General features: G+C 63.1%; 13 protein-coding genes. 3 read left to right on the forward strand and 10 right to left on the reverse strand.

Annotation, left to right across the window (positions count from 1 at the left end):
* The first annotated feature begins 44 nt into the window (after positions 1-44).
* Both ribD and ACOFKT_RS11395 read left to right on the forward strand, forming a co-directional pair.
* On the forward strand, positions 45-1,289 hold the full coding sequence (gene ribD / locus ACOFKT_RS11390) for a bifunctional diaminohydroxyphosphoribosylaminopyrimidine deaminase/5-amino-6-(5-phosphoribosylamino)uracil reductase RibD (protein WP_419804115.1): 1,245 nt from the start codon (positions 45-47) through the stop codon (positions 1,287-1,289).
* 24 nt (positions 1,290-1,313) lie between these two features.
* Complete coding sequence (locus tag ACOFKT_RS11395; protein ID WP_419804116.1) at positions 1,314-1,988, forward strand: riboflavin synthase; 675 nt, start codon at positions 1,314-1,316, stop codon at positions 1,986-1,988.
* A 4-nt stretch (positions 1,989-1,992) separates the two neighbouring features.
* On the opposite strand, the gene ACOFKT_RS11400 is transcribed toward ACOFKT_RS11395, so the two are convergent.
* The 6 genes from ACOFKT_RS11400 to pgi form a co-directional block, all read right to left on the reverse strand.
* Positions 1,993-2,307, reverse strand: a complete 315-nt coding sequence (locus tag ACOFKT_RS11400; RefSeq protein ID WP_419804117.1) for a hypothetical protein — start codon at positions 2,305-2,307, stop codon at positions 1,993-1,995.
* Between the two features lie 91 nt (positions 2,308-2,398).
* Positions 2,399-2,770, reverse strand: coding sequence for an MmcQ/YjbR family DNA-binding protein (locus ACOFKT_RS11405; RefSeq protein ID WP_419804118.1), 372 nt, complete (start codon positions 2,768-2,770; stop codon positions 2,399-2,401).
* Complete coding sequence (locus tag ACOFKT_RS11410; RefSeq protein WP_419804119.1) at positions 2,767-3,417, reverse strand: thymidine kinase; 651 nt, start codon at positions 3,415-3,417, stop codon at positions 2,767-2,769. Before ACOFKT_RS11410 ends, ACOFKT_RS11405 begins: the two co-directional genes overlap by 4 nt.
* Before the next feature lie 194 nt (positions 3,418-3,611).
* The gene (locus ACOFKT_RS11415) at positions 3,612-4,004 is read right to left on the reverse strand and encodes a VOC family protein (RefSeq protein ID WP_419804120.1); all 393 of its coding nucleotides are present in this window, start codon (positions 4,002-4,004) and stop codon (positions 3,612-3,614) included.
* Positions 4,005-4,024: 20 nt separating this feature from the next.
* Complete coding sequence (locus ACOFKT_RS11420; protein WP_419804121.1) at positions 4,025-4,360, reverse strand: YbjQ family protein; 336 nt, start codon at positions 4,358-4,360, stop codon at positions 4,025-4,027.
* 165 nt (positions 4,361-4,525) lie between these two features.
* Positions 4,526-6,160, reverse strand: coding sequence for a glucose-6-phosphate isomerase (gene pgi / locus ACOFKT_RS11425; protein WP_419804122.1), 1,635 nt, complete (start codon positions 6,158-6,160; stop codon positions 4,526-4,528).
* An 85-nt stretch (positions 6,161-6,245) separates the two neighbouring features.
* Here pgi and ACOFKT_RS11430 point away from each other — a divergent pair, with 85 nt between their 5' ends.
* A complete protein-coding gene (locus tag ACOFKT_RS11430) occupies positions 6,246-7,370 on the forward strand; it encodes a hypothetical protein (protein WP_419804123.1) in 1,125 nt (374 codons plus the stop codon).
* A gap of 328 nt (positions 7,371-7,698) precedes the next feature.
* On the opposite strand, the gene ACOFKT_RS11435 is transcribed toward ACOFKT_RS11430, so the two are convergent.
* From ACOFKT_RS11435 to ACOFKT_RS11450, 4 genes are all read right to left on the reverse strand, one after another.
* Positions 7,699-9,147, reverse strand: coding sequence for a DEAD/DEAH box helicase (locus ACOFKT_RS11435; protein WP_419804124.1), 1,449 nt, complete (start codon positions 9,145-9,147; stop codon positions 7,699-7,701).
* A gap of 483 nt (positions 9,148-9,630) precedes the next feature.
* Positions 9,631-10,092, reverse strand: coding sequence for a DUF3592 domain-containing protein (locus tag ACOFKT_RS11440; protein ID WP_419804125.1), 462 nt, complete (start codon positions 10,090-10,092; stop codon positions 9,631-9,633).
* A 126-nt stretch (positions 10,093-10,218) separates the two neighbouring features.
* Complete coding sequence (locus ACOFKT_RS11445) at positions 10,219-11,772, reverse strand: GMC family oxidoreductase (RefSeq protein WP_419804126.1); 1,554 nt, start codon at positions 11,770-11,772, stop codon at positions 10,219-10,221.
* A complete protein-coding gene (locus ACOFKT_RS11450) occupies positions 11,769-12,398 on the reverse strand; it encodes a gluconate 2-dehydrogenase subunit 3 family protein (protein WP_419804127.1) in 630 nt (209 codons plus the stop codon). Before ACOFKT_RS11450 ends, ACOFKT_RS11445 begins: the two co-directional genes overlap by 4 nt.
* Between the last annotated feature and the right edge of the window lie 82 nt (positions 12,399-12,480).

The following is a 12,480-nucleotide window of genomic DNA, read 5'->3' on the forward strand; positions in this document are numbered from 1 at the left end:
CGCCGGAAGCGGATGGCATCGCTGTCGCATCCAACGGGGCAACGATGCCGTTCTCCGCCACCGACACCGCACACATGCAGCGCGCGCTGGAGCTTGCGAAGGCGACGCTCGGCCTGGCATCGCCGAATCCCCAGGTGGGCTGCGTGCTGGCGCATGACAATGTGCTTGTGGGTGAAGGTGCCCACCGCTACGATCTGCGCGATCATGCCGAGGTGGTTGCGCTGAAGCAGGCCGGGGAGCAGGCTCGTGGTGCCACGGCCTACGTGACGCTTGAGCCGTGTTCGCATTTTGGACGAACCGGACCCTGCGCGAACGCGCTGATCGAGGCCGGGGTTGCGCGCGTGATCGCGGCGACCCTGGACCCGAACCCGCTGGTGGCGGGCCAGGGCATGTCACGCATCGCGAATGCGGGGATCATTGCGGAGGACGGCCTGCTGCAGACCGAGGCCCGCGTGATGAACGACGCCTATGCGCGGCACATCCTGACCGGCATGCCTTTGGTCACGCTCAAATCCGCGCTAAGCGTGGACGGCCGTCTGGCACCGCTGCCGGTGCAGCGCGCAGCAAACGCTCCCTTCTGGCTTACGGGCACGGCTGCGCGTGAAGAAGTGCATCGCTTTCGCCATGCGAACGATGCAATTCTGACCGGCGTGGGTACGGTGCTGGCGGATGATCCCATTCTGTCGGATCGCAGCAACCTGCAGCGTCGCCGCAGACTGATGCGCGTGGTGCTGGATACGCAGTGCCGCATGCCTCTGAATTCGCGCCTGGTCGAAAGCGCGAATGACGACCTGCTGATTTTTTGCGCACCAACCGCTGCGTTTGACCGGCAGCGCGCGTTGCGTGCGCGGGGCGTGCGCGTGGAACCCATGCCGCTGCTGACCCCAGAAGAGCGGGCGAGCAGCACGACACCGGCGTCTCCGCAACGGGCGCAAGGCCGTAAGCCGGAGCTGGATTTGCGCGCGATCCTGAAGCGTTTGGGTGAGATGGACATGCTCTCCGTTCTGCTGGAAGCAGGTCCCGGGCTGAATGCTTCTCTCCTGAACGCGGGCCTGGTGGACAAAGTCGTGCTCTTCTTTGCGGAGGTGGAACTGGGCGCGGGCTCCATTCCATTCGCCGACGATGCGAACAACCCGTTCGCGTTGATTGAGCAGTTGCAGAACATCGACCGCTGCGACTTTGTGCACGATGCGACCGGCGGCGCGCGTGGCATGGACGCCTGCGTGCGCGGCACACTGCATGATCCGTGGGCGGAAAACTTCACACTGACGCCGCTGCCGGTTGCGTGACTTCACGCGGCTTACGATAGAAGCATGTTTACCGGACTAATCGCGGAGCTTGGCCGCGTGGAGTGGGTTGAGGAGCGGACGGGCGCAACGCGCATTCGCGTGGCCGCGCCGACGCTGGCGGCAAAGCTGGCCGAGGGCGACTCCATCGCCGTTTCCGGCGTGTGCCTGACCGCGCTGGCGATCACGCCCGAGCGGTTTGAGGCGGACCTGGCGAAGGAAACCATCGCGCGCACTTCCCTGTCGCGGCTGCAACCTGGCACGGTCGTCAACCTGGAGCTGCCCACGCCCGCAGGCACCCCGCTGGGCGGTCACGTGGTGCAGGGTCATGTGGACGGCGTGGGCCACGTGCGCGCGCTGAAGGCCGTCGCCGAAGCAGCTGCTGGCGAGAGCGACTGGCTGTTGGAATTTACTGCGCCGGCAGAGGTGGCCCGCTACGTGGTCGCGAAGGGCTCCATTACGGTGGAAGGCATTTCACTGACCGTTGCCGCTGTGACGCATCAGCCGGGCGGTGAGGCATCGGTGACCATTGCGGTCATTCCGCACACGTATGCGGTCACGAATCTGCACACGCTGGGACCCGGCAGCGAGCTGAACCTGGAAGCCGATGTGCTGGCGAAGTATTCCGAGCAGCGCGCACGCCTGGAGCGGCACGAAGCTTCAAATCTGTCTGAAGAAATGCTGATCGCGGCGGGTTTCTAGCCGTTCAGTTGCCGCTGGGGTCGTCGTCGTGGACGCCGCCGAGTTCCTTCTGTTGCCCATCGGGCCAGTCGGTCCACAATAGATGGCCGGCCTGTGTATGGAAGTGCCAGACCGCCCCGTTGTACCGGATGGTTCCGTCAACCCAGCACGGAAACCAAAGATAGAAATCGTGCTCTTCGCGCGGCACCAGACGATGATAGGTCGCGAATCGGGTGCGGACCTGTGCGGCGGTCAGGCGAAATCTGCTGCACATCGCGGCGTCGGCCTGCTTGGCATCATGACCGGGCTTCAGGTCTGTGATGCGAGCGCTAGCGGGCAAAGACCATCGGCCGTGCTTCGCCGGGACAGCCGGCGCTGCGAAACCGAGCAGTAGCAGCGGAAATATCGCGCGGACCGGAAACATGGACGGGTTAGATGTCGCGTTTGCGCGCTGGCTGTCTCTTGCGTGCTTTTCCCGCTGCCGCGCCATTCTTTTGAAGGCGTAAGCGATACGCGGTCTGCAGGGCACCGGAGACGGTGGCTTCGCGTGCCGCCAGCAGCCGAATATGCGTGGCGCCCATCCGTCCCCAGCCGCCGTGTACGGGCAGGAAGAGCTCGGGTGCCTCGGCGATGAACTGCGCCTGCAACTCCGGCGTAAGCATCAGGTTGCCATAGCCCTGTGCCACGCTGGCGAGTGTTGCAAAGATGCGGCCGCCGACGCGGAAGTCCACCACGCCCATGTGGCTGCCCTGCTCAGCGCCGGGCAGAGCGAGTGCGAGGCGGCGGAATTCGTCGGCAGTCACGCGCTGGTCAGCACGGCACTGGGCAGTTCCAGCTGCTCGGCCGCGGGCTCTTCCACATAGGGTTGAAAGTGGGCACGGCAGCGTGCCTCGTACATGCCAGCGGCACCGACAACGACCAGTTCCTGGCTGTGGCCGAGGCGCTGGGTGTGGATGGCGGGCTGGCCACAGACCATGCAGACCGCGTTCAGCTTGGTCACTTTGTCCGCGAGTGCCATGAGCGCCGGCACCGGCCCGAAGGGTTCGTTGGCGAAGGTGGTATCGAGGCCGGCCAGAATGACGCGTTTGCCCATGGCGACCAGTTCCAGCGCGAGCGGCTGAATGCCGCTGTCGAAGAACTGCGCTTCATCCAGCCCGACCACATCCGCCTCGTAGACCTGCCCTTCGGCGAAGAGCGCCTCGCGCAGGTGGGCGCTGTCGGGTGTGACGACGGCTGCCTCCATGGTCTGCTCGGAGTGCGAGGCGATGGCGGTGCGGTGGTAGCGGAGGTCGATGTCGGGCTTGTAGCAGCTGACACGCTGCCGGGCGATCCTGGCCCGCTTGAGGCGGCGGATCAGTTCCTCGCTCTTGCCGGAGAACATGGGCCCGACGATGACTTCAAGCACGCCGGGCGCGGGCTGCTGATCGCACGGGGTTGGTGGAACTGCCATTTCCGTATGGTACGAGACAGGAAGGTGGCGTCTTGTGGAAGAGGCGTCTGCGCCTGTTTGCATGCTGACGCGGTAATGGTGCGCCAAAAGCAGATCCCTTCCCTTCGGCAAGCTCAGGGTCAGGATGATACTGCCGGGGCGGGGTGTGGTGCGGTATAGTTTATTGGCTTGGCGTCCCGAACGGGTCGCCAAGCTCAGGCGTGGGTCTTTGCGGGGGCGGGTTGCCAGAGTTCGAAGCGGTTGCCCTCGGGGTCGGTGGCCCAGGCGAATTTGCCAAAGGACTCGTCCATGCGCTTGGGGTCGATGGTCGCGCCTGCAGTCTTCAAATTGAAAAGAATGCCTTCCATATCGTCCACGCGATAGTTGATCATGACCTGCTGTGTGTGCTGGCCAAAGTAGTCGGTGTTCTCGGGGAAGGTCGACCAAGCAGTCGAACCTGTTCCCGCAGGCACCTCATCGGACCACTTCAGCTTGGCACCGCCGTAGACTTCCAGATGGATACCGAGGTGGTCGGCGTACCACTGGCGAAGCGTCTTGGGATCCTTTGCACGTAGAAACACACCACCGATGCCTGTGACTCGCGCCATTGCGTTGCTCCAATTGAGGTTTACAAGCTTTCTACCACCACGGCGGTGCCGTAGGCCAGAACTTCCGTGACGCCCTGCATGATTTCATTCGCGTCGTAGCGGAAGCTGATCACGGCGTTGGCGCCGATGTGTGCGGCGTGCTCGCTCATGCGGCTATAGGCATCGGCGCGGGTCTTCTCGCACAGGTCGGTGTAGATCGTGATGTCGCCGCCGACGAGAGTCTGAAAACTGGCGCCGATCGAGCCGAAGACGGAGCGGGAGCGGACGACGATGCCGCGCACGATGCCCAGATTCCGCACAATGCGGAACCCGGGCAGATCGAGCGCGGTGGTAACGAGGGCGGGGTTGACGGGCATATGTCTTGCTCCGATGTTGGGCGCAGTCAGGTGGTTTGGAACCTATCGTTGTTGCTGGATTGCCACTCCTAACGAAATGCAGGTTTCCCCATTACGCAGGACGATGAAGCTGTCCTGCTCCGGTCGAAATGACTCTCTGTTGCGGGGTTCCGAATCGTTCGGTCGTCAGGCCTTCTTCTGGCGATAGAGCTCGATGAGGTGGTTGGTCGAGGTGTCGTGCTTCAGCTCGGGCGTGCCGGTGTTTTCGAGCTCGCCGAGAATGCGCGTGGCGAGCACCTTGCCGAGTTCGACGCCCCACTGGTCGAAGCTGTTGATGTTCCAGATCACGCCCTGGGTGAAGACGTTGTGCTCGTAGAGTGCAACCAGCTTGCCGAGCACGGCGGGCGTGAGCTCGTCGGCCAGGATGGTGTTGGACGGGCGGTTGCCCTCAAAGACGCGGTGCGGGATCAGGTCTTCCTTCGTACCCTCGGCGCGAACCTCTTCGGCGGTCTTGCCGAAGGCGAGCGCCTCGGTTTGCGCGAAGACGTTGGCAATGAGCATGTCATGATGACGGCCAAGCGGATTTAAGGACTTGAAAAAGCCGATAAAGTCGCACGGGATTAGCCGTGTGCCCTGGTGGATGAGCTGGTAGAAAGAGTGCTGGCCGTTGGTGCCGGGCTCGCCCCAGTAGATGGGGCCGGTTTGCGTGTCGACATGCTTGCCCTCAAGCGTCACGTGCTTGCCGTTGGACTCCATGGTGAGCTGCTGCAGGTATGCCGGGAAGCGCTTCAGGTATTGCTCGTACGGCAGGATGGCGACCGTCTGCGCGTCGAAATAGTCGGTGTACCAGATGGTGAGCAGCGCCAGCAGCACGGGCAGGTTTTGCTCCAGCGGCGCGGTACGGAAGTGCACGTCCATGCTGTGGAAGCCGGCAAGCATCTCACGAAAGTTATCGGGGCCAATCGCGATCATCGTTGACAGGCCAATCGCCGAGTCCATGGAGTAGCGGCCACCAACCCAGTCCGAAAACTCGAACATGTTCTCGGTATCGATACCGAACTTTGCGACTTCTTTGGCGTTGGTGCTCATGGCAACGAAGTGCTTCGCGATGCCTTCTTCCGTGCCGCCGTTTTTCAGGAACCAGTCGCGCGCGGAGTGCGCATTGGTCATCGTTTCAAGCGTCGTGAACGTCTTCGACGCGACCAGGAAAAGCGTCTCGTCCGCCTGCAGGTCGTGTACGGCCTCAACAAAGTCGGTGCCGTCCACGTTTGAGACGAAACGGAAGGTTAGGTCGCGCTGGGAGTAGTGGCGCAGCGCCTCGTATGCCATCACGGGGCCCAGATCCGAGCCGCCGATGCCGATGTTGATGACATTGCGAATGCGCTTGCCGGTCACACCTTTCCATTCACCGCTGCGCACCTTGTCACTGAACGCGGCCATCTTGTCGAGTACCTGGTGGACGCCAGGAACGACGTCTTGGCCGTCGACGACGATCTTCTCGTCTTTGGGTGCGCGCAGGGCGACGTGCAACACGGCACGGTTCTCCGTGGTGTTGATCTTCTGCCCGGTGAACATCGCTTCCGTCGCCTGTTTCAGTCCGGCGGTCTCGGCGAGCGCGAACAGCAGCTTCAGGGTTTCGTCGTTGATGCGGTTCTTGGAGTAGTCGAGCAGGATGCCTTCGGCGCTGGCGTTGTAGCGGGTGCCTCGCGAGGGATCGTCGGCGAACATCTGCTTCAGTTCAACGTTGCCGATCTCCGCATAATGCTTCTCAAGCGCGAGCCATGCTTCGTGCCGCTGTGGTGCCGTTCCCGGTGCTGCCATCGTTCTGCTCCCTCGCTGTTGGTGACGCTGAAAATATGAGTGCCGGTCATAGGATGCGCGCGGCGCTGTCGGCATCCCACGAAAGATGGACCGCAACGAAGCAGGCGCGATCTTCACTCGCTTTTTGCAAACGCTGCCGCAGGGCACCGCGACCGACATTCACATTCTGACCGATGCCGACGCCGACGGCCTGCCTGCCGGCGCGCTGCTGCTGCGTGCCTTGCACGCTGCAGGCTACACCCGCGTGACCGCGGAAACGCGCAAAAAGTTTGAGAACGCATGGCTGCCGGAGGTGCATGCGCGGCTTAAGGTGCGGGACCCGAAGGCGCTGCTGCTGGTCGACCTGGGCGCGCGGCCCGACGAACTGCTGCCCGGTGTTCCGACGTTGCTGGTGGACCACCACGCACCATTTGGGACACCGCTGGGAGCGGTGCTGCTGACCAGCTACGGCACGGAGCCGACCGCCACCAGCGGGCTGCTGGCATTGTGGTGTGCGCAGGCGATTGCACCCGCGCTGGCGGATGAGCTGCAGTGGATGGCGGGCATCTCGCTGCTGTCCGACCTGGGCGACAAGGCTCCGTTTGACGAGCTTGCAGAGAGTAAGGCGCGCTTCGGTGCGACCGCGTTGAAGGACCTGACCGGTCTGCTTAATGCTCCACGCCGGACCGCGGCGGGTGACGCGACCGAGGCGCTGGAATTGCTGCTGCGCGGTGCTTCGCCAAAGCAGATTCTGAAGGGTGATGACCCGGCACTCGCGGCGCTGAAGGTTGCAAAGGCCGAGGTGAACGAGGCGCTCGCGGTGGCGCGCAAGGCACCGCCGAAGTTCTCAACCAAATGGACGGACGAATTGGGCGCGGACATGATTATGGTGCGCGTGGACACGCCGTGCCAGGTGCATCCGCTGGTGGCGCAGATCTGGCGCCCGCGCTTTCCGAAGGCGGTCATCTTTGGCGTGAACGTTGGCTTTCGACCGGGCTTCGTACACTTCGCCGGGCGCGCGCCCCGGGGTGTGAACTTGGTGCAATTCCTGCGCAACCACACGCCTGCGGGTGCGGACGGCACGTTCGGCGGCGGCCACGACCAGGCCAGCGGCGGTGCGCTGCCGGTGGCGCTATGGAATCCGTTTGTTGCGATGCTCGGCTTTGGGCCAGAGCTGCAGGTGCACGAGGACGCGCATGCAGGGCTGTTTGCAGAACCCGTTTCCCACTAGGGTGCAGGATCCATTTCCCACTAGGGTGTATCGACATATTCATTCTTAGCAGCTGGGAGGGAGCTTTGGGCTTCAGCGAATCCAGCGGGCTACAAAGTATCTGATGAATCCCGTTACGAACTTGTCCTTTCGACCGGAGCACGCGCGCTCTTTGCGCGTGCGCAGTGGAGAAACCTGCATTTTTCGGCACCCGCAATGCATTGTGTGCGTAAGAGACTTCGTCAAATACGACAGAAAGCCCGCTGCTCCCTCCCAAGTGAGCGGCTCTCCGCTGCAAAACAGAAACGGACGCGTTCGACGCGTCCGTTCTGCTTTGTAACGGGTACATTTAGCTGCTGCGGCGACGCCCACGTCCGCTGCGACCACCGTTGCCGCTGCGGCTGCGGCGCGGTGCGTTGCCGGTCGGCTCGTGCCCGGTGCCGGCTTCGTTGGTCTTCCAGGAGCGTGATTCGAGCTGCGTCAGGTCACCCACCTTGTTCAGGTCGACGGGCGAGTTGCGCTCTTCCTTGGCGAGCTCGCCTTGGATAACACGCCAATCGAAGCTGATCTTCAGCTCACGTTCCATCTTGCGGGCGTCCGACTTTTCCTGCGGCATGACGAAGGTCGTGGCGATGCCGGTCTTTTCCGCGCGGCCGGTGCGGCCGATGCGGTGCACGAAATCGTCGCTGGCACCCGGCAGGTCGTAGTTGACGACGTGCGCGATGTGCGAGATGTCGATGCCGCGAGCGGCCACGTCCGTGGCGACCAGGATGCGGCTCTTGCCGGTGGCGAAAGCCTTCAGAGCGGCGGTGCGCTGCCCCTGCGAACGGTCGCCGTGAATGGTGGCAACCTGGTGACCGAGCTTTTCGAGCTTGCGGCTGATACGGTCGGCGCCATGCTTGGTGCGGCTGAAGACAAGATAGGTTCCCTCTTCTTCGCCGAGCATCTTGTCGAGCAGCGACAGCTTCTGGTCTTGCATGACGGTATAGGCGCGGAGTTCGACCCGTTCATTCGGCTTGGAGGTGTTGCCGATTTCAACGCGGATCGGTTTGTAGACGTACTCGCGCACGACCTCGCCGATGTTGGCGTCAAGCGTGGCGGAGTAGCACATGGTCTGGCGATCGCGCGGAAGGGCGGCAACGATGCGGCGGATCGATGGCAAGAAGCCCATGTCGAGCATGCGGTCGACCTCGTCAAGGACGAGCATTTCCACGTCGCGCAGATCGATCTCGCCGCGCTTCAGGTAGTCCTCGAGGCGTCCCGGTGTAGCGACGACAAGACGGGGTCCGCGGCGGATCTGCTCGATCTGCGCGTGCTCGGAAAGGCCGCCGCAGACCAGAACGGAGTCGTTCTTGGCGCTGGAGACGATCTTGCTGTACTGCTCAAGCACCTGCATGGCGAGCTCGCGCGTGGGCAGCAGGATAAGCGCACGAACGGGCGAACCGGAGCGGCGCTTGCCCTTCTGGTTCTGCGCGGGAGGCGCGACCAGAGGCGTGGAATCCATGATGTCGATGAGCGGAACCAGAAAGCTGAGGGTCTTGCCGGTGCCGGTGGCGGCGGTGGCCAGGACGTCGTACCCCTCAAGCGCCGGCTGGATCGCCTTGGCCTGGACCGGGGTTGGCGTAATGAAGCCGGCGTTTTTCAGGCGCTGCTTCAGCTTGTCGGAAATGTCGAACGAGTCGAACGTGAGGCCGTCGGGGACGGTGTTGCCGGGCTTGGGCAGAGCGACGTTCTCAATGCGCTCTTCGAATGTGGTGTCAAGGGTGTTGTCGAGTGTTGCGGAAACGGAAGTGGTCAAGAATCGCTTTCTTTGTGTATGCGGAGCGCTCAAGCCAGAAGGCGGCGCTCACGGCCAATCGGTACAGGGATGCAGCGGTGCTGATTCGCCCATTTGGCTGGGGCGCGGCACCATGGATATCCAAGAATCTGGGTTCAGCTTACCCGCGATGTCTGCGAGATCGGCTGCTGCACGGCGAGGTCTCACGTTGAGACCGGTCAAGCCAGAGCAACCAACGCTTCCTTTGTCACAGCAAGGATGGCATCAGCGAAGGGGTACATGCATTGCGGTCTCTGGCCAACCCCAATCCACTTCAGGGTCGTTCCCGGCAACGCAGAGTGGCACTCAGTCCACTTCTGCAATAGTAGCAGGCGTGTCAAGACCTGGTGGGCCGGAAGCGATGATGACCGAGAGACTTCCAGAACAGACGGCGGGATGTGGGCTTGCGCTGCGCGCTTCGTCTTAAGTACGGGTTTGCTTTCGACCAGCACAGTGCCACAGTTCTCAAGCTTGAGATGACCCGTTCGGCTTTGACAGGTAGCGGTCCAGGTTGCTGTAGACCTCGCCCCACAAACCGCTCGCGGTGAAGCCAAAACCCAGCCAGATGGGCAGCAGCACCGGCCACCAAAGCTGCCAGAAAGCGTTTGCAACCGCGGTGTCAGCGGGTGCGGCGGGATCGTACAGCACCGGGATGGGGGTGCCGACGCGGCGGGAGCCCATACCGTTCTGGTTATAGCGAATGATCTTGCCGGTTAAGTCGGTGAACTCAATGTCGGGGTGGGCACCCGAATCGGTGGCGGCCGGGTCACCCGCGCGTGCGACTGCGTGACCCGTGGTACGGATCGCGTGGCGCAACAGATGGGTCAATCGAACAGACTGCCAGACGCCGATGCCGAGCGCAACGACACCAACGAGCAGGAAAACTGCGCGAATGAACGGGCGATCGCGCTTGCGCTGCCATGTCATGGGTGACTCCATGCTCAGCTTAGCCGCAAGACATGGAACAAGTCATTGCGGCGGCGTGCCGTCGTGGTTTGCAAACCGTCAGGGGCGCGCACTGCAAACACGGGGTTTGCCGGCACTGACGAGAGACTACTGCGCGAGGTATCGATCTGCTGTTCGCAACGAAAGCGCCATAATGGTGAGCGCCGGGTTGGCGGCGAGCGAGGTTGGGAAGACGGAGTTGTCGGCGATCCAGAGATTGGGAACGTCCCAGCTCTTGCCGTAGGGGTCAACCACAGATTCCGCCGCGAGTGCGCCCATGCGGCAGGTGCCGACGGTATGCGCGGTGCGCTTGGACGACCACAGGTCTTTGCCACCGGCGGCCATCAGGATGCGCCGCATGTTGTTTTCAGCGTGATCGCTCATCTTGTTCTCGTTTTCGCCGAGTGAGAAGGTGATGAGCGGCTTGGCGAGGCCGTGCCCGTCCTTTTCGTCGCTCAGCGTCAGGCGGTTGTCCGGGTTGGGCAGCGTGTCGCCATTCATGCCGATGCCGGCGGCGTTGTTGTACTGCAGAAGGTAATCGGTGAGCGCCTGACCGACCAGGTTGCGGCCCGCGGCGACCTGTTCGGCCCAGGCAACAGGCAGGATGCCGTAGCTCTGCAGCAGGTACCCACCTGCGTAGCTCGCGTCCTTTGCCCGCATGAAGTCTTCGGTGATGAGCGAAGCCGGAAAGCCCTTGTAGGGCCGCGTGTCCGCCCGCATGGTCGCCCACACCTGGGTCGAGATGTGCGCCATGAAGTTGCGGCCAACCTGGCCGGAGGAGTTGCCAATGCCCCAGTGCAGCAGCTGACGAGGAGACTCAACACCCCCGGCGCATAGAAAGACGGCCCGGCAACGCTGCCGCTGTTCGTGGCCTTCGGCATCGGTGTAAACCACTGCGGTGATCGCGCCGGCGGAATCACGCTTCACGCCGTGTACGTAGGATTCGGCGCGGATCTCTGCACCGGCTGCAAGCGCCGCTGGCAGAAATGTCACGTCCATGGTCGCCTTGGCGCCGTTGCGGCAACCCTGGTGGCAATAGCCCCGGTTCACGCACGCGTTGCGCGTTCCGTATTCAGGACGCGTGTAGCTCTGCGAAACGGCGGCGATGGGCGCGTGCGCAACGCGGATGCCGAGGCCCTCGCAACCCACGGCCATGTAAATGGCGGAGCTGTTCAAGGGCAGCGGCGGCAAAGGATACTTGCGATCGGCGTCCCAGGGGTATTTGGCGGGGCCGGACACGCCCAGAAAGGCCTCAAGCCATTCGTAGTAGGGCTTCAGGTCGGCAAGCGTCAGCGGCCAGTCAATCGCAACGCCGTCGTTGGACTGCAGCTTCAGATCACGCTCATCCGGACGCGGCGCATAAGCACCCCAATGGATCATGCCGCCGCCCACGCCCTTGCCGCTGTTGTTCGCGCCAAAGCTGGTGGGGTCCGCGCCCGCGCTCAGGCGCTCGTCCTTCCAGTACATCGGGGCTTCCAATTCGTCGGACGGAAACTCGTTCTCGGGATCCTGAAACCACTGCCCCGCTTCCAGCGCGACCACGCTGCGGCCTGCGCTTGCGAGCTTCCACAGCAGCGGTGCTCCACCAGCGCCGGTGCCGATGATCACGGCGTCTACTACGTCATTCGTGGCGAACTGCTTCATGCCGGCAGGCTTCTTCATCGCGCGCCACCCTGGGTCTGCGTGGAACCATCACTTTCACCCGGGCCCTGATACTCGAACAGCGCGGCGGAGTTGGGGCCGATGGAGCGCCAGCCCTCGTTCCCGGTGGCGCCGTCGGCAAAGCCGAAGTAGCCTACGGCACGCATCGCGTCGGGGTGGGCCATCCAGAAGCGCACCACATCGGTCCGCAGCAGCCGAATGAAGGTAGAAAGCGGGAACTGCGCCGGTCCGTCGACATCGCCGTTGCAAACACAACGGATGTAGCCTTCGCGCGCGGGCGGGGGCATGCGGTCGAACCTCTTCATGGACGTTTGCTCGAGCATCTTGTGAAAGATCGCCAGACCCTGGCGGTAGGCTTCGCCGTCGGGTGGCAGCACCGCATAGCGGAAGCCAGCGTTTTCGCCCGCGGCAAGACGGCGGTCAATGGCCTCTGCGATGTCGACGTGTGTGCCGGCCGCATCTTGCGGCAGGATGGTTTCCACCAGCGAGCGCAGCATGACCATATGCTCCGCGCTGAGGAATGGTGAGTAAGGCGCAGGCGCGGCACGCTCCTGAAGCACGCGGCGCGTTGCGGTGGAGGTGCGCGCGGCGACCTCTGGATTTTCAAGAATGGGTAGCAAGCTCATCGTGGAAAATAGACGCGCGATTCTGCCGAGTGGCTTCTTTACATGCCTTGATGCGAGCGCGGATGCGGGCAGTTGTGACCGC

Origin of the sequence: Terriglobus sp. (assembly GCF_965201105.1) — a bacterium.
Classification (GTDB): Bacteria; Acidobacteriota; Terriglobia; order Terriglobales; family Acidobacteriaceae; genus Terriglobus.

Coding starts and splice junctions, on each gene's coding strand:
- ribD (WP_419804115.1), top strand. CDS start 45: ATGCCGTTCTCCGCCACCGACACCGCACACATGCAGCGCGCGCTGGAG.
- ACOFKT_RS11395 (WP_419804116.1), top strand. CDS start 1,314: ATGTTTACCGGACTAATCGCGGAGCTTGGCCGCGTGGAGTGGGTTGAG.
- ACOFKT_RS11410 (WP_419804119.1), bottom strand. CDS start 3,417: ATGGCAGTTCCACCAACCCCGTGCGATCAGCAGCCCGCGCCCGGCGTG.
- ACOFKT_RS11415 (WP_419804120.1), bottom strand. CDS start 4,004: ATGGCGCGAGTCACAGGCATCGGTGGTGTGTTTCTACGTGCAAAGGAT.
- ACOFKT_RS11420 (WP_419804121.1), bottom strand. CDS start 4,360: ATGCCCGTCAACCCCGCCCTCGTTACCACCGCGCTCGATCTGCCCGGG.
- pgi (WP_419804122.1), bottom strand. CDS start 6,160: ATGGCAGCACCGGGAACGGCACCACAGCGGCACGAAGCATGGCTCGCG.
- ACOFKT_RS11430 (WP_419804123.1), top strand. CDS start 6,246: ATGGACCGCAACGAAGCAGGCGCGATCTTCACTCGCTTTTTGCAAACG.
- ACOFKT_RS11440 (WP_419804125.1), bottom strand. CDS start 10,092: ATGACATGGCAGCGCAAGCGCGATCGCCCGTTCATTCGCGCAGTTTTC.
- ACOFKT_RS11445 (WP_419804126.1), bottom strand. CDS start 11,772: ATGAAGAAGCCTGCCGGCATGAAGCAGTTCGCCACGAATGACGTAGTA.
- ACOFKT_RS11450 (WP_419804127.1), bottom strand. CDS start 12,398: ATGAGCTTGCTACCCATTCTTGAAAATCCAGAGGTCGCCGCGCGCACC.